At 73.3% G+C, this 24,508-nt stretch carries 21 protein-coding genes; 14 read left to right on the top strand and 7 right to left on the bottom strand.

The window, feature by feature from the left end; translation table 11 throughout:
* Positions 1–10: 10 nt before the first annotated feature.
* Entirely contained in the window at positions 11–2,329 is a 2,319-nt protein-coding gene (locus JNK12_16370) for a PAS domain-containing protein (protein MBL8777519.1), read from the bottom strand.
* Positions 2,319–3,527 (bottom strand): EAL domain-containing response regulator, encoded by a 1,209-nt coding sequence (locus JNK12_16365; protein ID MBL8777518.1) that lies wholly within the window; start codon positions 3,525–3,527, stop codon positions 2,319–2,321. The genes JNK12_16370 and JNK12_16365 overlap by 11 nt, the downstream gene beginning before the upstream one ends.
* 310 nt (positions 3,528–3,837) lie before the next feature.
* Here JNK12_16365 and JNK12_16360 point away from each other — a divergent pair, with 310 nt between their 5' ends.
* Together JNK12_16360 and JNK12_16355 are read left to right on the top strand one after the other, a co-directional pair.
* On the top strand, positions 3,838–5,022 hold the full coding sequence (locus tag JNK12_16360; GenBank protein MBL8777517.1) for a cytochrome P450: 1,185 nt from the start codon (positions 3,838–3,840) through the stop codon (positions 5,020–5,022).
* A gap of 97 nt (positions 5,023–5,119) precedes the next feature.
* The gene (locus JNK12_16355) at positions 5,120–6,373 is read left to right on the top strand and encodes a hypothetical protein (protein MBL8777516.1); all 1,254 of its coding nucleotides are present in this window, start codon (positions 5,120–5,122) and stop codon (positions 6,371–6,373) included.
* 53 nt (positions 6,374–6,426) lie between these two features.
* Here the strand turns inward: JNK12_16355 and JNK12_16350 are convergent, their stop codons facing one another.
* Positions 6,427–7,155 carry a sulfite exporter TauE/SafE family protein gene (locus JNK12_16350; GenBank protein ID MBL8777515.1) on the bottom strand — a complete coding sequence of 243 codons (729 nt, stop codon included), beginning with the start codon at positions 7,153–7,155 and terminating at the stop codon, positions 6,427–6,429.
* 173 nt (positions 7,156–7,328) lie between these two features.
* On the opposite strand from JNK12_16350, the gene JNK12_16345 reads away from it, so the two are divergent.
* The 4 genes from JNK12_16345 (at position 7,329) to JNK12_16330 (ending at position 11,287) form a co-directional block, all read left to right on the top strand.
* Positions 7,329–8,144 (top strand): SDR family oxidoreductase, encoded by an 816-nt coding sequence (locus tag JNK12_16345; GenBank protein ID MBL8777514.1) that lies wholly within the window; start codon positions 7,329–7,331, stop codon positions 8,142–8,144.
* Positions 8,141–10,171, top strand: a complete 2,031-nt coding sequence (locus JNK12_16340) for an NAD(P)/FAD-dependent oxidoreductase (GenBank protein MBL8777513.1) — start codon at positions 8,141–8,143, stop codon at positions 10,169–10,171. Before JNK12_16345 ends, JNK12_16340 begins: the two co-directional genes overlap by 4 nt.
* Positions 10,172–10,257: 86 nt before the next feature.
* On the top strand, positions 10,258–10,488 hold the full coding sequence (locus JNK12_16335) for a hypothetical protein (GenBank protein ID MBL8777512.1): 231 nt from the start codon (positions 10,258–10,260) through the stop codon (positions 10,486–10,488).
* 34 nt (positions 10,489–10,522) lie between these two features.
* Positions 10,523–11,287 carry a VOC family protein gene (locus JNK12_16330; protein ID MBL8777511.1) on the top strand — a complete coding sequence of 255 codons (765 nt, stop codon included), beginning with the start codon at positions 10,523–10,525 and terminating at the stop codon, positions 11,285–11,287.
* Here JNK12_16330 and JNK12_16325 read toward each other — a convergent pair.
* Positions 11,284–12,039 (bottom strand): MerR family transcriptional regulator, encoded by a 756-nt coding sequence (locus JNK12_16325; GenBank protein MBL8777510.1) that lies wholly within the window; start codon positions 12,037–12,039, stop codon positions 11,284–11,286. The two genes, JNK12_16330 and JNK12_16325, sit on opposite strands and share 4 nt — an antisense overlap.
* 92 nt (positions 12,040–12,131) lie before the next feature.
* Here JNK12_16325 and JNK12_16320 point away from each other — a divergent pair, with 92 nt between their 5' ends.
* The 5 genes from JNK12_16320 to JNK12_16300 all read left to right on the top strand — a co-directional run bounded on the left by JNK12_16320 (position 12,132) and on the right by JNK12_16300 (position 18,574).
* On the top strand, positions 12,132–13,682 hold the full coding sequence (locus JNK12_16320) for an NAD(P)/FAD-dependent oxidoreductase (GenBank protein ID MBL8777509.1): 1,551 nt from the start codon (positions 12,132–12,134) through the stop codon (positions 13,680–13,682).
* Positions 13,682–14,485, top strand: a complete 804-nt coding sequence (locus tag JNK12_16315) for an SDR family NAD(P)-dependent oxidoreductase (GenBank protein ID MBL8777508.1) — start codon at positions 13,682–13,684, stop codon at positions 14,483–14,485. The genes JNK12_16320 and JNK12_16315 overlap by 1 nt, the downstream gene beginning before the upstream one ends.
* A gap of 25 nt (positions 14,486–14,510) precedes the next feature.
* Positions 14,511–16,394, top strand: coding sequence for a hypothetical protein (locus tag JNK12_16310; GenBank protein ID MBL8777507.1), 1,884 nt, complete (start codon positions 14,511–14,513; stop codon positions 16,392–16,394).
* A gap of 12 nt (positions 16,395–16,406) precedes the next feature.
* A complete protein-coding gene (locus JNK12_16305) occupies positions 16,407–16,679 on the top strand; it encodes a hypothetical protein (protein ID MBL8777506.1) in 273 nt (90 codons plus the stop codon).
* 443 nt (positions 16,680–17,122) lie between these two features.
* Positions 17,123–18,574 (top strand): DEAD/DEAH box helicase, encoded by a 1,452-nt coding sequence (locus JNK12_16300; GenBank protein MBL8777505.1) that lies wholly within the window; start codon positions 17,123–17,125, stop codon positions 18,572–18,574.
* Positions 18,575–18,599: 25 nt separating this feature from the next.
* On the opposite strand, the gene JNK12_16295 is transcribed toward JNK12_16300, so the two are convergent.
* From JNK12_16295 to JNK12_16285, 3 genes are all read right to left on the bottom strand, one after another.
* A complete protein-coding gene (locus JNK12_16295) occupies positions 18,600–19,154 on the bottom strand; it encodes a hypothetical protein (GenBank protein ID MBL8777504.1) in 555 nt (184 codons plus the stop codon).
* Positions 19,151–19,489 carry a helix-turn-helix transcriptional regulator gene (locus JNK12_16290; protein ID MBL8777503.1) on the bottom strand — a complete coding sequence of 113 codons (339 nt, stop codon included), beginning with the start codon at positions 19,487–19,489 and terminating at the stop codon, positions 19,151–19,153. Before JNK12_16290 ends, JNK12_16295 begins: the two co-directional genes overlap by 4 nt.
* Before the next feature lie 63 nt (positions 19,490–19,552).
* Positions 19,553–21,844 carry an MMPL family transporter gene (locus tag JNK12_16285; GenBank protein ID MBL8777502.1) on the bottom strand — a complete coding sequence of 764 codons (2,292 nt, stop codon included), beginning with the start codon at positions 21,842–21,844 and terminating at the stop codon, positions 19,553–19,555.
* 15 nt (positions 21,845–21,859) lie between these two features.
* Between JNK12_16285 and JNK12_16280 the strand changes: the two genes are divergently transcribed.
* Genes JNK12_16280 through JNK12_16270 form a run of 3 tightly spaced genes read left to right on the top strand, consistent with a single transcriptional unit; the run spans position 21,860 to position 24,502 of the window.
* Positions 21,860–22,534, top strand: coding sequence for a TetR/AcrR family transcriptional regulator (locus JNK12_16280; protein ID MBL8777501.1), 675 nt, complete (start codon positions 21,860–21,862; stop codon positions 22,532–22,534).
* Positions 22,535–22,579: 45 nt separating this feature from the next.
* Positions 22,580–23,509 carry an alpha/beta fold hydrolase gene (locus JNK12_16275; GenBank protein ID MBL8777500.1) on the top strand — a complete coding sequence of 310 codons (930 nt, stop codon included), beginning with the start codon at positions 22,580–22,582 and terminating at the stop codon, positions 23,507–23,509.
* Between the two features lie 39 nt (positions 23,510–23,548).
* The gene (locus JNK12_16270) at positions 23,549–24,502 is read left to right on the top strand and encodes a DNA integrity scanning protein DisA nucleotide-binding domain protein (GenBank protein ID MBL8777499.1); all 954 of its coding nucleotides are present in this window, start codon (positions 23,549–23,551) and stop codon (positions 24,500–24,502) included.
* Positions 24,503–24,508: the final 6 nt, after the last annotated feature.

Genomic DNA, 24,508 nt, shown 5'->3' with positions numbered 1-24,508 from the left:
GGCTCGCCGCTCAGGGAAGAGGGCGGGCGCGCGGGAGGTAGCGGTCGAGGAGCTCGAGCAGCTCGATGATGTCGAGGGGCTTGGCCAGGTACTCGTCGGCGCCGAGGGCGGCGAAGCGCCGCACCTGGCCCGGGGTGGCGTCGGCGGACACGATCACGACGGGGACCGCGGCGGTGGCCGGCTCCGCCTTGAGTCGCTGGAGCACCTCGTCGCCGCCGAGGTCGGGCAGGTGGACGTCGAGCAGGATCAGGTCGGGTTGGTGCTGGAGGGCCAGCTCGAGGCCGAGCGAGCCCTGGAGCGCGGACACCAGGCGCACGCCCGGGCGGCGCTCGAGCACCTGTTCGATGAGCCGCAGGTTCGAGAGGTTGTCCTCGATGTAGAGGAGGGTGGCGTCGACGCCCGGGCGGTCGCTCACCAGGGCGGCCCGACCCCGGCCTCGCCGGGCGTCGGCCACCTCCTCGGGTCGACCCACGGGCAACGTGAACGAGAAGGTCGCCCCGACCCCGACCTCGGTGTCCACGGCCATCGTCCCCTGCATCGCCTCCACCAGCCGCAACGAGAGGGCGAGACCGAGGCCCGTGCCCTGCACGCCGGCGGCGTCGGCGTCGAGCCGCTCGAAGGGGGTGAACAGGCGGCCGACGTGGTCCGACGCGATGCCCGGGCCGGTGTCGGTCACCCACACGCGCACCGAGTCCTCGCCGTGGTCGCAGCCGACGGTGATGGTCCCGCCGTCCCGGTTGAACTTCACCGCGTTCGAGAGGAGGTTGAGCAGCACCTGGCGCAACCGCTGCCGGTCGGCCTGCACGTGGCGACGGCGACCGTCGGCGTTGACCAGCTCGATCTCGCGGGCCAGGGCCTGGGGGCGCACGAGGTCGAGGCACTCCTCGATCATGGCGTCGAGCGCGACGGGCTCGAGTGAGAGCGCGATGGTGCCCGACTCGATGCGGGCGATGTCGAGCACCTCGTTGATGAGCTCGAGCAGGTGACGCCCGCCCTTCAGGATGTGGGCCACCGACTCGGCCTGATCAGGAGCCAGGTCGTCCAGCTCGAGCAGCTGGGCGAAGCCCAGGATCGAGTTGAGCGGCGTGCGCAGCTCGTGGCTCATGCGCGAGAGGAACTCGCTCTTCGCCCGGTTGGCCCGCTCGGCCTCCTCCTTGGCGGCCCGCAGGGCGTCGTCGGCGCTGCGGCGCTCGGTGATGTCCTCCGAGATGCCGAGCAGGTAGGCCGGCTCGCCGTCGGGCCCGGCCACCGGGATCTTCTTGGTGTGCAGGATGCGTCGCCCCTGGGCGACGGTGTCGATCGCCTCCTCTGCGATGTCCACCAGCTCGCCCCGGTCCAGCACGTCACGATCGGCGGCGACGAAGGCGTCGGCCTGCTCGGACGGGAAGAGGTCGTGGTCGTTGCGGCCGATGAGCTCGTCCCGGGTCCGCCCGATCAGCTCCTCCCCCGCCCGGTTGAAGCGCACGAAGCGCAGCTCGGCGGCGTCCTTCACGAAGACCATGTCGGGGATGTTCTCGATGATCGAGTCGAGGAAGGCCTGCGACCGCCGCAATTCGTCCTCCACCCGGATGCGGGCGGTGATGTCGGTGGCGATGCCGCCCACGGCGAACGTCCGGCCCTTCGCGTCGCGCAGCGGGAACTTGGTCGACACGTAGGTGTGGGGCCCGTCCGGGTGCTCCGCCACCTCCTCCACCTGGATGGGCCCGTCGGCGTCGACCACGGAGGCGTCGTTGGCCGCGAAGAGGTCGGCCTCCTCCGCCGGCCAGATGTCGTGCAGCCGGCGCCCGACCAGGAAGCCCTGAGGGAGGCCGAAGTCTTCCTCGATGCGGCGGTTGGCCACGAGGAAGCGGCCGTCGAGGTCCTTCACCTGGATGGACACGTTGGCATGGTCGAGCACGGCGTGGAGCAGGTCGCGTTCGCGCTTCGCCTCCTGGTCGGCCAGGACTCGGTCGTGCACGTCGAGGAGGAAGCCGAACACGTCCGGGGACCCCGACGGGTCGGCACGGAAGCGCACGGCGGTCCAGCGCGGCTCGCCCGCACCACGCTCGACCCGGGCCAGCGCGGCGAAGGGCTCGTGCTTCTCGGCGAGGAACTCGGCGAAATCGCGGGCGACGGCGTCCCGCTCGTCCGGATGAACGACCTGCCACCAGGGGCCCCCGGGCGCCGCCACCCAGGACTCGTCCCAGCCGAGCACCGTCGCCGCGTTCGGGCTGAGGTAGTGGACGTCGCCCGTGTCTCCCGCCGCCAACACCATGACCAGCGGGCTGGTGGCGATCACCGTCTCGTAGAAGGCCGGACCCGGGCGGGCGGCCCGCCCGTCAGCGCTCACCGGGATCGCCCGCCGGCGCCACATGGGCCACCTCGACCCGATCGTGGGCCAGGGGGAGCAGGCCCGGCCGGGCCAGGTGGTACCCCTGCCCGAGAGAGATGCCCAGCTCGCGGAGCGTCTCGAGGGCCCCCTGGGTCTCGATGCCCTCGGCCACGAGGACGGCGCCGATCTCCTCGGCGAAGTGGACCATGGAGGCGGCCATCGCCCGGCGGGCCGGATCCTGGTCGATGTCGAGGGTGAGCTCCCGGTCCAGCTTCAACACCTCGGGGCACAGGCTGACGAGGTGCTGGAGCCCGGCGTAGCCCGCGCCGGCGTCGTCCACCGCGATCAGGATCCCGGCGGCCCGGAAGCCGGCCAGGCAGTGGACCAGTGGCTCGTAGTCGTCGACGGGCACGTGCTCGGTGAGCTCGACCACGAGGCGACCCGAGGGGACGTCGGCGACGCACTCGGCGAAGGCGTCGGTCATGGCCACCCGCGGCGACACGTTCACGTTGAGCAGCACCGTGGGAGGCAGGTCGGGCAGCCGGCGGAGCGCGGCCGAGATGGCGGCAACCTCGAGCTCGGTCTGGAGGCCGACCGACGCGGCCGCCGCGAACCACTCGTCCGGGGGGCGGCGCTCGGCGGTGCGGAAGCGTGCCAGTGCCTCGACGCCGACCACCCTGCCGTCCCCCAGGTCCACCACCGGCTGGAACACCATCTCGAAGAGGTCGCGCTCGAGCACCTCACGCACGGCCCGGCGGGTGGACTCGATCCGCTCCCGATTCTCGTTGGCCACCCGCTCGCGCTCGTCGAGCTCGGATTGGAGGCGGCGGTTCTCGAGGCGGACCCGGCGGTAGAGCGCCGCGGTCTCGAGGTGGTTGCGAACCCGCAGCACCACGTCCTCCCGGTCCAGCGGCTTGGTGAGGAAGTCCTTCGCCCCGGCGGCGAGGGCGGCTCCCTTGGCCCCGTCGGTGGTGTCGGCGGTGAGCACCAGCACCGGCACGAACGCGTCGGGCTCGAGTGCGGCGCGGAGCGCCTCCAGGACCGCCACCCCGTCGAGGTGGGGCATGTGCAGGTCGAGCAGCACGAGCTCGGCCCCCACCTCGAGGCAGCGCCGGACGGCCACGCGTGGGTCGGTCACGAGGTGGACGTGGGTGGCGCCGGCCGACCGCAGCAGGCGGTCGAGGAGGATGACGTTCGACTCCTGGTCGTCGATCACGACGATGGACGCGCCAGCCAGAACACTCGGTATGTCCGTGGGAGCACCGCCCGAGAACCCGACAGACTCCCGAGCGGCACGCGGTCCCCCCGCGCCGTCAGAGCCCACGGTGTTGTCGACGGCGTCACCTTAGCGCCCTGCGTGCTCGCGTGAACACTGTTTGCGGTCGGTCGGTGGTTCGGGGCGGCCCCGCGACCGGTGTCCTACGCTGACGGACGTGGGGGTCAGCGACGACGCTCCGTCGGCCGCGCTGCCCGCGGAGCCGAGTTACCTCGCCCCGAGCGGCGAGACGTGGCGCGACCCGTTCGGGATGTACGCCGCGCTGCGCGCCCTCGATCCGGTGCACCACGTCGAGCGCGGCGACTTCTGGGTCCTCACCCGATTCGCCGACGTGTTCCGCGCCGCCCGCGACACCGCCACCTTCTCGTCGGCCGAGGGTCTCACGACCACCTACGGGGACATGACCGCGGCAGGCCTCGACGTCGCCGCGCCGATGGTCATGCTCGACCCGCCCGACCACACCGCCTTCCGCCGCCTCGTCGGCCGCGGCTTCACCCCCCGCCGGGTGGCCGACATCGAGCCGGCGGTGCGGGCCTTCGCCGCCGAGCGCATCGACCGTCTGGTGCGGGCCGCCGCCGCCGGTGAGCCGGCCGATCTCGTCGAGGTGCTGGCCAAGCCGCTGCCCAGCTTCGTGGTGGCGCACTACCTCGGCGTGCCCGACGCCGATCGGGAGCACTTCGACGCCTGGACCGAGGCCATCGTCTCGGCCAACGCCTCCGGCACGGTCGACACCACCTCCAACGCCGTGGGCGAGCTCTTCGCCTACTTCACCCACCTCATCGAGCGCCGGCGGGCCGAGCCGGGCGACGACACCATCTCGCGACTCGTGCACGCCGCGACGACGGAGGGTCCGGGGAGCGAGGGCGAGGAGGGCGACGAGGGGCAGGCCGTCGAGGGCGTGCCGGCCCTGCGCATCCTGGGCTTCGCCTTCACCATGGTGGCCGGCGGCAACGACACCGCCACCGGCCTCATCGCCGGGTCGGCCGAGCTCCTCACCCACCACCGGGACCAGCGGTCCCGCCTGCTCGCCGACCCGTCCCTGATCCCGGGAGCTGTCGAGGAGTCCCTGCGCCTCGTCTCACCGGTGCAGGGCCTGGCCCGCACGGCCACGGTCGACGTCGAGCTCCACGGCCGCACGATCCCCGCCGGCCGCAAGGTGCTGCTGGCCTACGGGTCGGCCAACCGCGACCCGGACGAGTTCGGCCGCGACGCCGACTGCTTCGACGTCACCCGCCCGATCGCCCACCACCTGGCCTTCGGCTCCGGCGCCCACCACTGCCTCGGCGCCGCCGCCGCCCGCCTCCAGGGCCGGGTCGTGCTCGAGGAGCTGCTGGCCCGCTGCCCCGACTTCACGGTCGACCCCGACGCCGGCCGCTTCGCCCCCGGCAGCTACGTCCGGCGCTACGAGTCGCTCCCCTTCCTCTCCCAGTCCTGAGCTCGGCCACCGCCGCTTCGCTCCTCGAGCGACGCGCACGAGGTGGACGGTAGGGTCCCCGGTCGAGCTCGAATGACCACACGAACGGCGGAGGATCATGTCGCGCGACCACACGGAAACGGCGGGCCGGTTCCTCTCTGCACGCAGTGACCGGTGCCGGCACGCGTTCGGCGCTTCGTGGCTCGCCGCACTGGCGACCGGTCTCCTGCTCCTCGCCGGCGGTCCCGGAGCGCACCCCGTCGGAGCCGACGAACAGGCCGCACCGTCGACCGGCTGGGCGCAGGTCGACGTGGGCAACCTCCACACCTGTGCGGTGAAGCGCTCCGGCCGCCTGTACTGCTGGGGCGCCGACGGCTTCAGCCAGCTCGGCAACGGAGGATCGAACACCGACGCGGCACTTCCGGTGCAGGTCCAGGGAGGAGCGACGGATTGGGCGAGCGTGTCCGCCGGTGGGAACCACACATGTGCCCTCAAGACATCGGGCCGTCTCTTCTGCTGGGGAGGGAACGCTTACGGGCAGGTCGGCGACGGGACCCGAACCGCGCGCAGCACGCCGGTCCCGGTGGGTACGGCGACCAACTGGGCCACGGTGAGCGCTGGCACGTACCACACGTGCGCGCGGAAGGACACTGGCAGGATCCTGTGCTGGGGCCAGGATGCGCGCGGTCAGCTCGGGAACGGTGCACCCCGGACCTCGGAGCTCCGTCCCGTCGGTGTCGCCGGCACAGGTTGGCGGACCGTGACGGCCGGCGGAGAGCACACCTGCGCCCTGAAGCTCTCTGGGCGCCTCTACTGCTGGGGGTTCAACACAAGCCGCCAGCTGGGCACGGGCACGTCCAGCCAGGACGAGCCCAGCCCGGTCGCCGTCGGAACCGCGACCGACTGGGCCGCCGTCTCGACGGGCTACTTCCACACCTGCGGACGACGGTCCGGCGGCACGATCTTCTGCTGGGGGCAGAACGCCAACGGGGAGGTAGGCACCGGGGGTGGTCCCGGCACCGTCCCAACGCCCACGCGGGTCGGAGCCTCACTCCGCTGGGCCAACGTGAACGCGGGGAGCGATCACACCTGCGGGCGCACGACCGCACACCGCCTCTACTGCTGGGGCATGGATCGGTACGGAGCTGTCGGCAACGACGCCTCACTCTCCCCTCGGGTGGCGACACCGTCGCTCGTCGCGGGGGGCGCAACGGACTGGACGTCACCGGCGGTCGATGGCTGGCACAGCTGCGCACGCCGCAGCAACGACACCATCTGGTGTTGGGGCAGCGACAGCTACGGCCAGATCGGTAACGGCGGAACCGTTCGTGTCGGCGATCTCTCCGCCGTGCCCGCTCCGGTTGCCGGCTGACGCTCCACCCGAATCGGGATCAGAGGTCGGACGTCGGCGACCGACCGGATCGCTCAGGCGATGACGGAGGCGAGCGACGCCGCGGCCGAGAGGACGAGCAGGCCGAGGACGAGGGGCTTGAAGTGCTCGGTGCGCACCCGGAACGCGACGCGCTCGAAGGCCAGGGTGCCGAGGAGGGCGGCGGGCACCGCGAACAGCCCGGCCACCCAGGTCGAGTCGTCCACCACCCCCGACGCGAAGAAGAGGGGCAGGGCGATCAGGTTCGACACAAGGAAGTAGGAGACGGTGGTGGCGCGGAAGGCGTGCTGCTCGTGCTCGGCCGCCTGCAGGACGATCACCACCGGCGGACCCCCGATGCCGATGCTGGTGTTGATCATCCCCGACACGAAGCCGGCGCCGACCTCGGTGCGGGCCGACTCACGCCGCAGGCGGAAGCCCGACGCCAGGAGCGCCACCGCGCCGAGCACCACCAGCGACACCGCCACCTGGAGGGGCGCCGCCGGCACCTTGCGCAGGACCACGATGCCGAGGGGCATGCCCACCACTGCCCCGAGGAGTAGCCGCGCCACGACGGGGCGATCGGTGCGGTGGCGCAGGCGGACCGCCATCAGCGCCGTGCCGGCGAGCCCCGACAACGACGACAGCGCGACGGCGTCCTTGGGCCCGAGCAGCACCGAGAGCAGGGGAACCGCCATCAGGGCGTACCCGAAGCCGGACAGCTGCTGGGTGGCGGCGGCGAGGACCACCACCGCGCAGACGCCGGCCAATTCCCACCCACTCACACGCAGAACCTAGCCAGAACCCGGCTCGGCCCTCCCCGGCGACCCCTGTTCGGGACCGGTGCGGACACCGAGCCGTGCGGGCTGCGAACCCGCTCCCGCCCACAGGGCGACCCGATCGGGCCAGGGGGCGGCCCGACGGCGGGGGCTCCGGGTCAGGCGTACGCTCGCGCGCCATGGCCCTGCCCCCGCCCACCGACGACCGCACGTGCCTCGTCACGGGCGCCTCCTCGGGCATCGGCGCCGAGATCGCCCGGGCGCTCGCCGCCCGCGGCCTCGGCGTCACCCTGGTGGCCCGCCGCGAGCCCGAGCTGAAAGCACTGGCGGACGAGCTCCACGCCGCCCACGGGGTTCGGGCCGAGGTGTTGCCCACCGACCTCGCCGACGCCGCCGCCCGCGCCGGCCTCGTCGAACGGGTGGCCGACCTGGGCCTCGCCGTCGACGTCCTGGTCAACAACGCCGGCTTCTCCACCATCGGCCCCATTCAGGACGCCGACCCCGACGACGAGCTCCGGATGGTCGCCACCAACGTCGACGCCGTCGTCCACCTCTGCACCCTCTTCGTCCCCGGCATGGTCGAGCGGGGCCGGGGGGCGGTGTGCAACGTGGCCTCGGTGGGGGCCTTCCAGCCCCTTCCGGGCCAGGCCGGCTACGCCGCGTCCAAGGCCTTCGTCCTCTCGTACAGCCACGGCATCCGCCAGGAGCTCGTGGGCACGGGGGTCACCGTGACCGCCCTGTGCCCCGGCCCGGTGCGCACCGGATTCGTCGAGGCCGCCGGGCTGAGCGACGACGAGGCGTCCGGCTCGCTCCCCGAGATCATGTGGGTGCCCGTGGAGAAGGTGGCCGCCGACGCCGTGGACGGGATGGCCAAGGGGCGGCCGGTCGTCATCCCCGGCGTGGTCAACCAGCTCGGCGCCGCCGGCGGCTACCTGCTCCCCCGCCGCCTCCTGCTGCCGATCCTCGCCCGCCAGCACCCGGCGCTGAAGAAGTGAGCGCACCACCGGTCGACGCCACCACGGGGCCGACGCTGCACCCCCTCGGCCGGCCCGCCGACCTCGACGCCGCCGCCCGCGCCCTCGAGGCCGCCGACGACGCTCTGATCGACGCGGCCGTCGAGCAGGCGACCTTCGGTGCGCTCCTGCCGGCACTGGCCCAGGTGACCGGCGACCTCACGCTGGCGCCCGGCCACCTGCGCCCGAACCCCGACGACTTCATGGACCCCCAGGGCGGGCTCACCCCCGAGCAGCTCGACGAGTGCCGTGCCCTCGCCGCCGCGGCGCTCCGCGACCTGCGCGACGGGCGCCGTCGCCGGGTGTCCGAGCCGCCGGTCGACGACGAGCCCCTCCGTCCCCTGGCCGCCCACATCGTCGGCGACGCCAACGTCGACGCCTACCTCCCGCTCCTCCTGGAAGAGCTCGCCCCCGAGGGCGTCGATCGACGGGCGCCGGCGTGGCACAAGGACGACATCGCCCCCGACACCCCCTTCCATGTGGCGGTGGTCGGCGCCGGCATGTCCGGCCTCCTGGCCGCCCACCGCCTCGCGCAGGCCGGGGTCGACGTCACCGTGTTCGACAAAAACGACGACGTGGGCGGCACCTGGCTCGAGAACACGTACCCGGGATGCCGGGTCGACGTCCCCAACGACCTCTACAGCTACTCGTTCGCCCACGCCGTGTGGCCCCAGCGCTTCTCCGACCAGGCCACCCTGCTCGAGTACTTCCGGCGCTTCGCCGACGCCACCGGGGTGCGGGCCCGCATGCGCTTCGCCACCGAGGTGGTCGGCGCCGAGTGGTCGGACGCCACCCAGACCTGGTCGGTCCGGGTGCGCCCCACGGGCACCGGCGAGGAGGAGACCGTCGAGGCCAACGCCCTGGTCAGCGCCGTGGGCCAGCTCAACCGGCCCCTCCTCCCCGACCTCCCGGGCATCGACACCTTCACCGGCCCCTGGTTCCACTCGGCCCGGTGGCGCCACGACGTGGACCTCACCGGGAAGCGGGTGGCGGTCATCGGCACCGGCGCCAGCGCCGCCCAGTTCATCCCCGAGGTGGCCGAGCAGGCCGGCGAGCTGACCGTCTTCCAGCGCACCCCCAACTGGCTGGCCCCCACCCCCGAGTACCACGAGGAGGTCACGCCCGAGGCGCAGTGGCTGGTCGAGGCCCTCCCCGAGTACGGCGACTGGCACCGGCTGTGGCAGTTCTGGCGCATGCACGAGGGCCTGACCGCGGCGGCGAAGGTCGACCCCGAGTGGGACCAGTCGGCGACGGGGTCGGTGAGCCTGCTCAACGAGATGGTGCGCCTCGGCCTGGTGGAGTACCTGAACGAGCAGTTCGCCGAGCGCCCGGACCTGCTCGAGGCGGTGGTGCCGACCTATCCCCCCATCGCCAAGCGCATCGTGCGCGACAACGGCGTCTGGGCCCGCACCCTCACCCGCCCGAACGTGCGCCTCGTCACGGACCCCATCGAGGCCGTCACCCCCACCGGCGTGCGCGCCGGCGGTGAGGACCACGCCTTCGACGTGATCATCTACGGCACCGGCTTCCAGGCCTCGCAGTTCCTGACCCCGATGCAGCTCACCGGCCGCCCAGGGCCCGAGCGGCCCCACGGAGCGGGAGGCGAGGGCCTCGACCTGCACGAGCACTGGGCGGGCGACGCCCGGGCCTACCTCGGCGTCACCGTCCCCCACTTCCCCAACCTGTTCGTGCTCTACGGCCCGAACACCAACATCGTCATCAACGGCAGCATCATCTTCTTCAGCGAGTGCGAGGTGCGGTACCTCACCGCGTGCGTGCACCTGCTCCTCGCCGGCGGCCACCACGCGCTCGACCCCAAGGTGGAGGTGCACGACGCCTTCAACCGGCGCGTCGACGCCGCCAACGCCGAGATGGCGTGGGGCGCCTCCTCGGTGAACAGCTGGTACAAGAACGCCACCGGCCGGGTGGCGCAGAACTGGCCCTTCCCACTCCTCGAGTACTGGCAGCTCACCCAGGCGCCCGACCCCGACGACTACGACCTCACCTGAAGCCGGCGCCCCTTCCGCCGGCTGCCATCGAGGGGTACGATTCGACGGCTTCCCCCTTCATCTCCCGTCGATGAAGGACACCCCCCATGGCCCTCACCACCCGACAGCGCACCACCCTGTACCAGGCGATCGCGCCCGTCATCGGCGCCGAGGAGGCTGCGATCTTGCTCGACCAGTTCCCCGCCAGCGAGGGCGCCGAGCTCGTCACCAACGACCACCTCAGCGTCGCCATCGCTCGCCTCGAGAACCGCCTCTACGTCGCCATGATGGGCATCGCCACCGTGGCCATCGGCATCGTCCTCGCCGTCGGCCGCTGACCGGCGCGCCACACACGAACCCGAGGAGCACCTCATGCCCGAACGCACCAGCTACGCCCCCGGAACCCCCGCCTGGATCGACATCGGAACCGACGTCGACGCCGCGGCGGCCTTCTACTCCGCGCTGTTCGGCTGGACCCTCGTGAGCGCCGGCCCGGACGCCGGCGGCTACGGCTTCTTCACCGACGCCGCCGGCAAGCTCATCGCCGGCGTGGGACCGCAGCAGAGCCCGGGCCCGCCGTTCTGGTCCCACTACGTGAGCGTGGCCGACGTCGACGAGACCGCCGCCAAGGTCACCGCCGCCGGCGGCACCGTGGTCGTCCCCCCGATGGACGTCATGGAGGCCGGCCGCATGGCGGTCTTCCAGGACACCGAGGGCGCCTTCTTCTCTGGCTGGCAGCCCGGGGCGACGATCGGCTGCGAGGTGGTGAACGAGCCCGGCACCTTCTGCTGGAGCGAGCTCAACACCCGCGACCCCGAGGCGGCCAAGGCCTTCTACCCGCAGGTGTTCGACTGGGGCGTGCACACCAGTGCCGGCCCGATGGAGTACAGCGAGTGGCAGCTCGGAGGCGAGAGCATCGCCGGGATGATGGCCATGCCGCCGATGGTGCCCGCCGAGGTGCCGGCCTACTGGCTCGTCTACTTCGCGGTGACGGACACCGACGCCACGGTCGTCAAGGCCAAGGAGCTGGGCGCGATGGCCATGGTCGAGGGCATGGACACGCCCGCTGGCCGCCTCGCCGTCCTCGCCGATCCGCAGGGCGCCGCCTTCGCCGTCATCGCCCTGCCCTCCGCCTAACCGGCCTCGTCGAGGGCGGACTGGTCGAGCACGCGCTCGAGGCGGTCGCCGAGCTGGGCCTTGGCGTGGCGCTCCATCGCCCGGGCCAACTCGGCGTCGACGACGCGTTGGCCCAAGGGCCGCAGGCGCTGCACCGCGGCGGCGAGGCGGGGCACGTCCTCGGGCGGGACCACGTCGCCGAGCGGGTCGAACAGGTGCGTCGTGACCAGGGTGACGAACCGCTCGGCCACCCGGTCGATCTCACCCCGCAGCGCCCGACCGGCCGAGAGGACCGCGGCGAGGGGGATCCCGGCGGCCACGAGCTCTGCGGCGGCCCGCAGCTCACGGGGGCTGTGCACGAGGAACCGGTCGCCGTCGACGGCGATCACGCCGAGCTCGAGGGCCTCGTCGAACATCGTGCCCACCTCGGTGTCGGGCGCCGCCGGGAACAGCGCCGCCAGCTCCTCGGCGGTGAAGTGCTCGGGCACCTCGTCGGACCACGGCCCGGTGACCGCGACCTCGAGGCCGACGAGCTCGGCCACGTCCTGGCCCTCGGCCCAGCCCTGGAGCAGCTCGGCGATGTTGGCGAGGCTGTACCCCCGCCCGAGCAGCTCGGCGATGGTGCGCAGGCGGGCGAGGTGGCCGTCGTCATACAGCGCCACCCGGCCCTCACGGCGGGGCGGCGGCAGCAGGCCCCGGTCCTGGTAGGCCCGCACGTTGCGGACGGTGGTGCCCGCCGCTCTGGCGAGGTCGTCGACCCGGTACTCGGCCATGCCGCCCATCCTCCCATCCCGACCGCCCGTTGTGACAGCGATCACTGACGACAGTCTTGACTGTACCAGTGTCTGATGTCAAGATCAGTCCCATGCATCAGGACGCCGCCCGCCACCGGATCGTGGTCATCGGCGCCGGCTTCGCCGGCCTCGGCCTCGGCGCCAAGCTGCGCGCCGAGGGCATCGAAGACTTCGTACTCCTCGAGCGGGGGGACGACGTCGGCGGCACCTGGCGGGACAACCGCTACCCCGGCTGCCAGTGCGACGTCGCCTCCGACCTCTACTCCTTCTCCTTCGCGCCCAACCCGGACTGGAGCCGCACCTACTCCACCCAGCCCGAGATCCAGGCCTACCTGCGCCGCTGCGCCGACGACTTCGGCCTGCGCCCCCACCTGCGCCTCCGCCACACCGTGCTCGACGCGGCGTGGGACGCCGACGCCGCCCTCTGGCGCATCGCCACCGACCACGGCCCCTACGAGGCCGAGGTGCTGGTCAGCGCCCACGGCGGGCTCAGCGAGCCGGCCTACCCCGACCTGGCCGGCCTCGACACGTTCGAGGGCACCACCCTGCACTCGGCGGCGTGGCCCGACACCAACGGGGAGGGCCAGGCCCTCGACCTCACCGGGCGGGTGGCCGTCATCGGCACCGGCGCCTCGGCCGTCCAGCTCGTCCCCCATCTCCAGCGCACGGCCGCCCACCTGAGCGTGTTCCAGCGCACCCCGGGCTGGGTGGTCCCCCACACCGACCGGGCCGTGCACCCGTGGGAGCGACGCCTCTACCGGCGGTTCCCGATCGCCCAGAAGCTGCGCCGGGCCCGGATCTACCTGATGAACGAGCTTCTGGTTTTCGGGATGGCCAAGAACCCCCGCCTCCTGCGGCCGATCCAGCGCCTGGCCACGGCCCACCTGCGCCAGCAGGTGGCCGACCCCGAGCTGCGCCGCCGCCTCACCCCCCGCTTCGCCCCCGGCTGCAAGCGCCTGCTCCGCTCGAACGAGTTCTACCCCGCCCTCACCGCCGACAACGTCGACCTCGTCACCGCTCCGATCGTCGAGGTGACGCCTGGGGGCATCGTCACCGACGACGGGGTGAAGCACAAGGTGGACACCCTCGTGTTCGCCACGGGGTTCCGCATCACCGACGCCCCGATGGCCGCCCGTGTGCGGGGCGCCGACGGCCGCACCCTGGCCGAGACCTGGGGTGCCACCGGCCCCCGGGCCTACCTCGGCACCACCGTGCCCGGCTTCCCCAACCTCTTCCTGCTGTCCGGGCCCAACACCGGCATCGGCCACACGTCGCTCGTCTACATGATCGAGTCGCAGCTGCCCTACGTGCTGGGCGCCGTCCGGCACCTCGAGGCCACCGGCGCCGCCGCGGTCGAGCTGCGGCCCGAGGTCGCCGACCGCTGGGACGAAGAGCTCCAGGCCAAGTTGGCGCCGTCGGTCTGGAACTCGGGGGGCTGCTCGAGCTGGTACCTCCACCAGAACGGGCGCAACCCGACGCTGTGGCCCGACTTCACCTTCCGCTTCCGCCGCCTCACCCGCCGCTTCGACCCTGAGAACTACCGCACCCTCCCGTTCCCCGCGCCACCTCCCGCCGTGCCGGCGCCTGCTGTGGGCACCACCAGTGCGGAGGCGACGGCCTGATGGGCGGCATCGCGGTCGACGGCGCCCACGCCCTCGTCACCGGCGCCGGCCACGGCATCGGGCGGGCCACGGCCCTCGCCCTGGCCGAGCGCCGCGCCCTCGTGCACTGCGCCGACATCGACCTCGCCGCCGCCCAGAAGACGGCTGCCGCGGTCGAGGAGGCGGGCGGCAGCGCGCTGGCCCTCGAGGTCGACGTGGCCGACCGCGACGCCGTGTTCGCGGCGGCGGCCACGCTCGAGCGCCCCCTCGACCTGCTCGTCAACAACGCCGGCGTCGGCATGAGCGGCCCCTTCGCCGACACCTCCCTCGAGGACTGGGACTGGATCCTGTCCATCAACGTCGGCGGCGTCCTCAACTGCTGCCACGCCTTCGGCCTCCCCATGGTCGAGGCGGGCCACGGCCAGGTCGTCAACGTCTCCTCGGGGCTCGGGTACACGCCGACCGCCACCGAGTCCGCGTACGTCACCACCAAGGCTGCCGTGCTCGCGTTGTCGCGGAGCCTGCGGGCGGACTGGCATGCGGCCGGCGTCGGCGTGTCCGCCGTCTGCCCCGGGGTCATCGACACCGGCATCATCGAGCGCACCCGCTTCACGGCCCCGAACGGTGAGGACGACCGTCAGCGGGCCGCCACCGTGTTCCGACGCGGCCACCGTCCCGAGGCGGTCGCCGCCGCCATCGTCCGGGCCGCCGAGCGAGACCAGGCCGTGGTGCCCGTCGGGTGGGAGTCGCACCTGGCCTGGTGGCTCTCGCGCCTCGCCCCCGTCCCCCTGCAAGAGGCCCTCACCCGCCGCCGCCCGTTCTGACGGTCGGCCCCACCCGGGAGCACCCATGCCCACCGCCCTGTTCACCCCCCTCCTCGCCCAGGACGCGCCTGCGGGCGGCAGCGCGCTCTCCGAGATCGCCGCGGCCACCGCGGTCGGCTTCCTCGCCATCGCGGTCGTGGTCGTCCTCGGCGTCGCCCATCGCCGACGCCGGGTGCTCGCCCCCCTCGCGCACGAGGTCGAGCACCGCACCGGCCTGCCTGCGTGGGCGGCGCTGCCCGGCGCCATCACCGGCGTCAGCCTGCTCGTCGCCGTGGTCGGGTACTACTGGGACGTCTCGTGGCACATCGACCGGGGGCGGGACCCGGGGGCGTTCGCCAACCCTGCCCACTGGCTCATCATCATCGGCCTCGACGGCATCGCGTTCGCCGGGGTGCTCGCCCTGATCCTCGGCGACCGCGAGACCCGCTCGTCGGTCGAGCTCCGCCCCGGCTGGCACGTCCCGGTCGGCGGCATCCTGCTCGCCCTGTGTGGGCTGATCGCCCTCGCCGGCTTCCCCGCCGACGACCTCTGGCACCGCCTCTTCGGCCAGGACGTCACCGCCTGGGGGCCGACCCACATCCAAATGATCGGCGGCGCCTCGCTCGCCACCCTCGCCGCGTGGGCCCTCGGGGTCGAGGGCGCCCGGTGCCGCGCGCCGCGCCCTGCGGACCCCACCGACGCCCAACGGCGCCAGGCCCGCCGCGACGCCGCCCTCGACCGGGGTCGGGACATCCTCGCCGGGGGCGGCTTCCTCATCGGTCTCTCCACCCTCCAGATCGAGTTCGACTTCGGCGTCCCCCAGTTCCGCCAGCTGTTCCACCCGGTGATGATCGTGTTGGCCGCGTCCATCGCCCTCGTGGCGGTGCGCATCCGCGCCGGACGGGGCGCGGCGCTGGCCGCGGTGGCCTTCTTCCTCGTGGTCAACGGCACGCTGTCGTGGGCCATCACCGAGCCCCTCGGCCGCTCGACCATGCACTTCCCCCTCTACCTGGTGGAGGCGTTGGTGGTCGAAGCCGTCGCACTCGTCATCCCCCGCCGGCGGCAGGTCACCTTGGGCCTCGTCGCCGGCCTCGGCATCGCCACGGTCGGGCTGGCCGCGGAGTGGGCGTGGACCCACGTCTTCTTCCCCCTGCCCTGGGGCACCGCCCTGCTGCCCGAGGCGCCGCTGCTCGCCCTGGTCGCCGGCGCCGCGGGCGGCGTCCTCGGCGGCCTCACCGGCCGGGCACTGGCGCCCGAGTCCCTGCCCCGCCAGGCCACGCCGCGCGGGTGGGCGGCGGCGGCGTGGGTGGGCGCGTTCGTCTGCCTCGCCCTCCCCCTCCCCATGACCGTCCACCGGGACTGGGAGGCGGTGGTGACCTACGACGAGGTGGCCAGCCCGCTCGCCGAGCGCGCCGCGGTCGTCACCGTCGAGCTCTCGCCACCCGCCGCTGCCGACGGCGCCGACGACGCCAACTGGTTCGGTGTGGTGGCGTGGCAGGGCTCGGGCGGGGGCGAGGGCGGCCTCGTCATGGCCGACCTCGAGCCCATGGGCGACGGCGTCTGGCGCACCGACCGGCCCGTGCCGCTGGCCGACCCGTGGAAGACCATGGTGCGCCTGCACACCGGCACGAGCCTCCAGGCCCTGCCCCTGTACCTCCCCGCCGACGAGGCCATCCCGGCGCCGGCCGTCGAGCTCGCCTCCGGCGACGCGGCCTCCTTCCTCCCCGACAAGCAGGTGCTCCAGCGCGAGGCGCGGACCGACAACATCTGGCTGGAGCGCGGTGCCTACGTCCTGTTGGGGGCAATCGCCCTGTGGTGGGTGGCCGCCCTCGCCTGGGGCCTGCGCCGCCTCGACCGGGGCGCCACCCTTCCCCCCACCGAGGGCGAGCGGTACGCTCCGGACGCTTCCCCCTTCGTCATCGACAGATGAAGGGATCCCCCCGTGGCCTTGACCACCCGCCAGCGCCGTTTCCTGCACGCCGCGATCGCCCCGGCGATCGGCACCGAGGAGGCAGACCTCCTGCTCGACCAGTTCCCCGCCAGCGAAGGTGACGAGCTGATCACCCGCGACTACCTCGCAGCGCGCCTTGCCGAGGTGCGCACCGAGATCGCCGAGTTCCGAACCGAGGTCGCCCGAATGGAGAACCGGCTCTACGTCGCGATGGTCGGCATCGCCGTGGTCATGCTCGGCGTCATCCTCACGGTCGGCCGTTAGGCCGGACGGGGGCGGGGTGGGCCGGCGCTGGTGAAGCGGGTGCCGGGTGGGTCGACGGCCCACGCCGGCGCCTCGCCCCAGCGGTCCTCGTAGACCGCAACCGAGGGCCCGGACTGCCAGCAGCAGTTGCTGGCAGGCAGGGTAGACCGACGCCCCCTCGTTGGGGTGCGGGGCCCGGGAAGGTGGAAGCGCGCCACCGGCGGGCTACGGTGGCCGCCGCAACACCAGCAACACTCGCTACACCATCGTCGGGTTCCGCAGTTCAGGGCGCGACGGGCCGCTGAGACACCGAATCTCGTTTGCGGCCACGCCTTCGCTGCCGCGACGCAGCAACGCCGGTCCGCCGGCCACCTCGAAGGCTGCCGATCGGGTTCGTCGCCGCCCTTCCCCCTTTGACCGACGCCGTGCCCGACCGGGCGCGCGTCACTGGAGCTGTACCCAACGTGTCCCTCACCTTCCGCGAGCTCGGCGTCCCCGCCGACCTCGCCACCCTCCTCGACCAGCGCGGCATCACCGCGCCCTTCCCCGTGCAGGCCGCCACCCTGCCCGACGCCCTCGCCGGCCGCGACGTCTGCGGCAAGGCCCCCACGGGCTCCGGCAAGACGCTCGCGTTCGGCATCCCCCTCGTCGTGCGCTCGACCCACGGCCGCCCGCGGCGCCCGCACGCCCTCGTGCTCGCCCCCACCCGTGAGCTCGCCGCCCAGATCGAGAGCGAGCTGCGCCCCCTCGCCGCCCTGCGCAAGCAGACCGTGGCCTCCTTCTACGGCGGCGTCGGCTTCGGCAAGCAGCTCGCCGCCCTTCGCAACGGCGTCGACATCGCCGTGGCCTGCCCCGGTCGCCTCGCCGACCTCGTCCAGCGCGGCGACGTCCGCCTCGACGAGGTCGACCTGGTCGTGATCGACGAGGCCGACCGCATGGCCGACATGGGCTTCCTGCCCGAGGTCAAGCGCCTGCTCGACCAGGTGCGCCCCGACCGCCAGACGCTGCTGTTCTCGGCCACCCTCGACAACGACGTCGACGTGCTCATCCGCCGGTACCAGCAGAACCCCGCCCGTCACGAGGCCGAGGCCATCGACACCGGCCCCGACCGCACGACCCACCACTTCTGGCACTCCTCGGACCACGAGAAGGTCGACCTCACCGCCCGCCTCGTGCGCGGCCACGGGCCCACCATCGTGTTCACCCGCACCAAGCGTCGGGCCGACCGCCTCACCAAGCAGCTCGCCAACGCCGGCGTCACCGCGGCCGCCATCCACGGTGACCGCAGCCAGCCCCAGCGCGAGCGTGCCCTCCAGGCCTTCACCAAGGGCAAGGTCGAGGCCCTCGTGGCCACCGACGTCGCCGCCCGCGGCATCCACGTCACCGACGTGGCCTGCGTCATCCACTTCGACCCGCCGGCCGACGAGAAGGACTACGTCCACCGCTCCGGCCGCACCGGCCGGGCCGGCGCCAGCGGCACCGTCGTGAGCCTCATCGGGGGCGAGCACCGCAAGACCGCCTCCCGGATGCAGCGCAAGCTGGGCCTGGGCACCAGCGGCCCGGTCACCCCCGACCTGACGGACTTCCCCGCCGTGCCCACCCCCGAGCCGGGCATGGCCCCGAAGCCCTTCGACCCCGTCGGCCCCAGCAACCAGCGCCGCGGCAACGGCCCCAAGCGCTCACACACGGGCGGTCCCCACAAGGGCGGCCCTCGTCGTCCGGGAGGTCCCCGCAAGGCCACCGCGGGTGCTTCCGCGGGCGGCCGCTCGAGCAACGGCCCCCGCAAGGCCAACGGGTCGGCCACCGGCGGTGGCAACACCCAGGGCGGCGCCCGCCGCAAGGGCACGCCCCGCAACGCCCCGCCCCGCAAGGCCGGCAGCGGCGGCCACCGCAAGGGCGGCGCACCTCGCGGCTGACCACCCGCCCGCAGGCGGCGAGTGCTCAGCCGGTCCGGGTGAGCACCGCCGCGATGCGGTCGTAGCGGGGGTCGTCGTCCCCGGCGATGCGCCCCACCCAACGCAGCACCTCGGCCGCGTCGACCGGGGTGCCGAGCGCCAGCACCGAGTCGATGTCGATCCAGTCCTTCGGTCGGTCGAAGACCGACTTCGCCACGACGAGGTGCTCGGCGCTGAGGACGGTGATCGTGGTGTCCGCGAAGGGCACCCTCACCGCGGCGGCCCGGGCGGCATCGTGGAACGGGTCGTAGGCGAAGAACAGGTCGACGGGCGTGGCGTCCCACCACACGCGAGCCTGACCGTCACGCTCGATCGCGGCCGGGGCGTCGTCGGTGAACACACCGAGCGCCTCCAGCGGGCCCAGTACGTCATCGGCCAGCGAGGCCGCCACGAACACGTTCAGGTCGATGTCGATGGTGGCCCTCGGCTCGGCCCAGTAGGCGAGGGCGATCGCGCCGCCGAAGGCGTGGGGCACGTCCTCGAGCGCCCGGTCGATGGCGACCACCTTGTCGGGCAGCGAGGGGCGGGTGGGACCAGTCACCCTCGAGACACCAGCCGCGGCATCGACAGCTCGCCGCGGCGGCGGGTGGGGACGGCGTCGGCGAGCAGGAGCACGTCGACCAGGCGGCTGGCGTGCTCTTCACGCGTGACCGGCGGCGGGATGTCCGCTACCGCGGGGGCGAGACGCAACTCGAGCTGCTCGCCGGTGGCGCCGACCAGCCGCCGCAAGGTCGCCGTGCCCGGATCGCGCCGACCGTGCTCGTAGGCCGAGATGACGGGCTGGCTGGTGCCCGCCCGCCGGGCCAGTTCCGCCTGGCTCAGGCCGCGGCGGACCCGGGCGTGGCGAAGGAGGGCGGCGGCGTGCACGGACCCCAGCGTACCTCACCCCATATCTGATCGTCTATGGCGGGTGGGGCCGCGCGCCCGGGTCCGAAGCGGTCAGACGGTGGCCAGATCGCCCTCGAGCTGGGCGTCCGGCGAGCCGCCGTCGATCGAGCCGTCGCCCTCCTCGTCGAGGTCGACGACCTCGTCCGAGGGGCCGTCGGCCGGGGCCTCGTGCAGGCCGAAGCGCTCCTGGAAGCGGCGCAGCGGCGCCGGCGCCCACCAATTGGCGTCACCCGCCAGCTTCATCAGCGCCGGCACCAGCGTGGCCCGGACCACCGTCGCGTCCATCAGGACCGCCAGCGCCAGACCGAGGCCGAAGAGCTTGATGAAGGTGACCCCCGAGCTGGCGAAGGCCACGAAGGTGACCGCGAGGAGCAACGCCGCGGCGGTGACGATCCGGCCCGTGCGCTCGAGGCCGAGGGCCACCGACTCCTCGTTGGTGGCGCCCTTGTCGTGCTCCTCCTTGATGCGGGAGAGCAGGAACACCTCGTAGTCCATCGAGAGCCCGAAGGCGATGCAGAACATGAGGATGGGCGTCGTCGTGTCCGTCAGGCCCGTGGCGGTGAAGTCGAGCAGGCCGGCGCCGTTGCCCTCCTGGAAGACCCAGACCATGGCCCCGAAGGTGGCGCTGAGGCTCAGGAGGTTGAGGACCAGCGCCTTGAGGGGCACGAGCAGGCTCCCGAACATCAGGAACAGAAGGACGAAGGTGGCGATGCCGATCCACGCCGCCGCCCAGGGGACGAGCCCGAAGATGGCCGCCTTGACGTCGAGCTGCTGCGCCGAGCCGCCCCCCACGAGGACGTCGACCCCGGGGTCGAGGGCGCGCACGTCCTCGACCAGTGCCTCCCCTTCGGCCGAGGCGGGCTCCACCGTGGGGACGACGCTCAACCAGGTGGCCTCGCCGGCGTCGGCCGCGGTGAAGCGCTCGGTGGTGGCGTCGGGACCGGCCAGCAGGGCGCCGTCGATGAAGTGGCCGGTGCGGGCGTCGACCCGGGCCACGTCGGGGTGGCTCGACAGCTCGGTGGCGAGCGCGTCCACCTGCTCGTCGGTGACGTCCTCGGTGATCACCACCGGGAAGGCGTTGGCCTCGGGTGAGTCGAAGTCGGTCTCGAGCTGCTCGGACACCTCGCGGGCGGGGTTGCCCTCGGGCAGCACCCGATGGTCGGGGCTGGCGAACACCACGCTGAAGAACGGCAGGCCGAGAAAGAGCAGGAAGGCCACCACCGACACGGTGACCACGAGGGGTCGGCGCATCACCGCGTGGGCGAGGCGGTACCAGAAGCCCTCGCCCACCGGCTTGGCGGGGCGGCGCTTCCACAGCCGGCCCTTGTCCACCCGGTGGCCCAGCACCGCGAGCAGCGCCGGCAGGCTCACCACCGAGGTGATGATGGCCACGAGGATGACGCCGATGCCGGCGTAGGCGAACGAGCGCAGGAAGAACAGCGGGAAGATGAGCAGGGCCGACAGCGACACCGCGACGGTCAGGCCGCTGAAGGCCACGGTGCGACCGGCGGTCTCGACCGTGCGGACGACGGCCGCCTCGGTGGAGCGACCGGCGGCGAGCTCCTCCCGGAACCTCGACACCACGAACAGGCTGTAGTCGATGGCGAGGCCCAGGCCCAGCGCCGTGACGAGGTTGATGGAGAACACCGAAACGTCGGCCACGCTCGTCACCAGCCAGAGCACCAGGAAGGCGCCGAGCACCGCCACCATGCCGATGCCCAGGGGCAGCAGCGCCGCCACCAGGCCCCCGAAGACGACGATGAGCAGGGCCATGGTGATGGGCACGGCGATGCTCTCGGCGCGGGCGAGGTCGCCCTCGATGGTGAGGCCGACCTGGCGGAACACCTCGGCCTGGCCGCCCACCGCCACGGTGACCGCGCCGTCGCCGTAGGTGCCGGCCAGCTCCTCGTCGATGGCCTCCACCACCACCTCGACGTCGTCCGGGCTCCCTCCGATCACCCCGAGCACCAGGGCGGCGCTGCCATCGGTGCTGCGAAGCGGCGCCAGGGACCCGAGCGACCAGTAGGACGACGCCGCGTCGACGCCGTCGAGGGCGGCCAGCTCCTCGGTGAGCTCGGCGCCGGCGGCGGCGGCCGCCGGGGCATCGACGTCGCCCCCCTCGGCCGTCACCAGCAGCACGACGTTGGGCGAGGCGGCGCCGAATGTCTCGTCGAGGTACGTCTCGGCCCGGCTGGACTCGCTGTCCGGGTCGAGGAAGCCGCCGGTGGACAAGCGGTCGAACACGCCGCCGCCGATGACGCCGGCGGCCACCACGAACACGACGGTGACCACGAGCAGGGCCCGGCGGCGACGGACGGCGAGATGACCCAGGAAGCTGAACATGGAGCGTATGTACGCATGTATACTTACGAGCGTCAACCCATGGAGGACGTGATGTCGGTCACACCGGCAGACCAACCCGACGACGCCGAGACCGACGGCGTCCGGGCCCGGAACCCGCGCGGGGAGGGCGACCGCCTGCGCGCCGACCTGCTCGACGCCGCGGCCGAGCTCATCGCCGAGCACCGCTCGGTCGACCGGGTCAGCCTGCGCGCCGTGGCCTCGGCGGCGGGCGTCAGCCCCATGGCCGTCTACAACCACTTCGACGACAAGGCCGACCTCATGGTCGCGGCCGTCGACCACTGCTGGGACGAGTTCCAGCAGGCCCTGGCCGAGGCCTACCTCGCCGCCGACACCCCTTTCGCCCGCCTGCGAGACGCCGGCGGCGCCTACGTGCGCTTCGCCCTCGAGCACCCTGGCAAGTACCGGGTGCTGTTCTCCGATCCCGCCGACCTGCCTGCGCGCCCAGAGCCCGTCGGCCTCACCGCGTTCGACCAGCTGGTCGAGGTGGTGGCCGACATCCTCACCCTCCGCGACGACGACCGCGACCCCACCTTCGTGGCCGTCCAGGTGCACACCTGGATGCACGGCATCGTCACGCTGCTCGGCTGCCACCCCGAGGGCCCGTGGCCTCCCGTCGAGGCCCTCCTCGACGACCTGGTGATCCGCCTCCAGCTGGGCCCGCCCGGCTGACCGCGCGGGCAGGCAGTGCCCCATACAACGGGTAAGGATGGATCGATGCGCACTCGCACCGCCCTGCTCCTCGGCGCCTCGGCCGGCGCCGCCCTCGCCGCGGCACTGGCCGTGCGGGCCCGGCGCGCCGACCGCAGCCTGCTCGAGGCCATCGAGTACGGCGAGCACCTCGAGATCACCACGTCGGACGGCGCCACCCTCGTGGTCGACGTCCTCGGGCCGGAGGACGGGCCCACCGTCGTCTTGGCCCACTGCTGGGGCGGCCACGTCGACAACTGGTCGCTGGTGGCGGGCCCGCTCCTCGAGCGCGGCCACCGGGTGGTGCGCTGGCACCAACGGGGACACGATCCCTCGACGGTGGGCGACGAGGGCTTCGCGGTGGAGCGCTTCGGCACCGACCTGGCGGAGGTGCTCGAGGCCGTGGACGCCCGTGATGCCGTCGTGGCCGGCCACTCCTTGGGCGGCATGACCGTGCAGGCGTTCGCCATCGGCCACCCCGAGGTCGCCGCCGACCGCACCCGGGGCCTCGTCCTCGTCGCCACCGCCGCCGGCGGTCTGAGCGCCCGACCCCTCGGCCGGGCGACGGACTCGCTGGAGCGGGTCGGGCCGCTCCTCGACCGTGCCATGGCCAGCCGCTACGGCCACGTCCTCGTGCGCGGGACGCTCGGCAAGGGGGCCTCCCACGCCGCGGTGCGCGCTACGCGCGACCACTTCGTGGGCACCCCGTTCCCCACCCGCCAAGGGATCCTCCAGGGCCTGAAGGCCATGGACCTGCGCGAGGCCGGCGCCCGCATCGGGGTGCCCACCACGGTCATGGTCGGCAGCCGTGACCCCCTCACCCCGCCGGCGTTCAGTCGGGGCATGGCCGCCACCATCCCCGAGGCCCGCCTCGTCGAGCTGCGGGGTCGCGGGCACATGCTTCCCATGGAGGCACCCGACGAGATCGTCGAGATCATCGTCGGCCACCACACCTGATCGACCTGATCAGCGGGCACCGCTCGGTACGGTCACGACATGGAGGACCTCGAGGCACGGCGCCGGCGCCGCCTGGTGGAAGAGCTCGAGGAGGCCGGCCTCCCCCTCGACGCCTACGACCCCGCCACGCTCGACCTCCTCCTCGACGAGGTCGCCCGTGCCCTGCGCCCCGAGGTCCACGAGCGGCGGGTGGTCGTCACCGGGACCGTCGTCGCGCCCCAGGCCGACCCTGCGGGATGGGAGGCGGGAACCACCCTGACCATCACCCGGGTCGACACCGGGCACCAACCGCTCGCCGCGGCACGGCGCTTCGCCGACGGCCGATCCTGCTGGCTGTGCCGCCACCCCGACGGCACCACCGAGTGGCTGGTGTTCGACCGTCCCGCCGGGTCCGAGCGCGACCTCGTGGTCCTGGCCGACGTGCTGGGCGCCACCGTGGTCCAACGCCATCCCGGCGGGTCGGTCCGCGTGGTCGGCGCCTTCGGGGTGCTGCGCTGGGAGAACGTCCACTGGCACCACGAGCCGCCCGTGCGCAGCTGGCTCGGGGCGGTGACCGGCCCGGGCCACGGCGACCCCGCCGTGCTCGAGGCCCTGCTCGCCTTCGCCGTCCACGACCTCGGGTCCCTGGGCATCGGCTCGCTGCTCATCCACCGCCCGGACGACGAGCCCGGGCCGCCGGTCGAGGCCCGCCTGCCCACCCCGCCCCAGCTGCGCATCACCACGGCCACCCACCTCGCCCCGCTGCGCCACGCCCTCACCCAGGTCGACGGCGCCGCGGTCTTCGACGGCGCCGGCGTGTTGCGCCAACTCGGGGTGCGCCTCATCCCGAGCTCGGCCGCGGAGGCCGAGGTCGACCCCCTCGGCGGCACCCGGCACACGTCGGCGCGCCGGTACAGCCACGACGACCCCCGGGCCACCGTGGTCGCGGTCAGCGAGGACGGCCCCGTGTCGGTCCTGCGCGCCGGCGAGCTGCTCTTCGTCGACGCCCCCTGAGCGGGG

It is taken from the genome of Acidimicrobiales bacterium, from assembly GCA_016794585.1.
Lineage (GTDB): Bacteria > Actinomycetota > Acidimicrobiia > Acidimicrobiales > DATDAH01 > JAEUJM01.
Note: the sequence above shows the minus strand (reverse complement) of the source record. Positions and strands in the feature narration are given on the sequence as shown.

Bases quoted from the DNA above. Each gene is read 5' to 3' on its own strand.
- JNK12_16360 (MBL8777517.1), top strand. From the start codon at position 3,838: ATGTACGCCGCGCTGCGCGCCCTCGATCCGGTGCACCACGTCGAGCGC.
- JNK12_16355 (MBL8777516.1), top strand. From the start codon at position 5,120: ATGTCGCGCGACCACACGGAAACGGCGGGCCGGTTCCTCTCTGCACGC.
- JNK12_16345 (MBL8777514.1), top strand. From the start codon at position 7,329: ATGGCCCTGCCCCCGCCCACCGACGACCGCACGTGCCTCGTCACGGGC.
- JNK12_16335 (MBL8777512.1), top strand. From the start codon at position 10,258: ATGGCCCTCACCACCCGACAGCGCACCACCCTGTACCAGGCGATCGCG.
- JNK12_16330 (MBL8777511.1), top strand. From the start codon at position 10,523: ATGCCCGAACGCACCAGCTACGCCCCCGGAACCCCCGCCTGGATCGAC.
- JNK12_16325 (MBL8777510.1), bottom strand. From the start codon at position 12,039: ATGGCCGAGTACCGGGTCGACGACCTCGCCAGAGCGGCGGGCACCACC.
- JNK12_16320 (MBL8777509.1), top strand. From the start codon at position 12,132: ATGCATCAGGACGCCGCCCGCCACCGGATCGTGGTCATCGGCGCCGGC.
- JNK12_16315 (MBL8777508.1), top strand. From the start codon at position 13,682: ATGGGCGGCATCGCGGTCGACGGCGCCCACGCCCTCGTCACCGGCGCC.
- JNK12_16310 (MBL8777507.1), top strand. From the start codon at position 14,511: ATGCCCACCGCCCTGTTCACCCCCCTCCTCGCCCAGGACGCGCCTGCG.
- JNK12_16285 (MBL8777502.1), bottom strand. From the start codon at position 21,844: ATGTTCAGCTTCCTGGGTCATCTCGCCGTCCGTCGCCGCCGGGCCCTG.
- JNK12_16280 (MBL8777501.1), top strand. From the start codon at position 21,860: ATGTATACTTACGAGCGTCAACCCATGGAGGACGTGATGTCGGTCACA.
- JNK12_16275 (MBL8777500.1), top strand. From the start codon at position 22,580: ATGCGCACTCGCACCGCCCTGCTCCTCGGCGCCTCGGCCGGCGCCGCC.
- JNK12_16270 (MBL8777499.1), top strand. From the start codon at position 23,549: ATGGAGGACCTCGAGGCACGGCGCCGGCGCCGCCTGGTGGAAGAGCTC.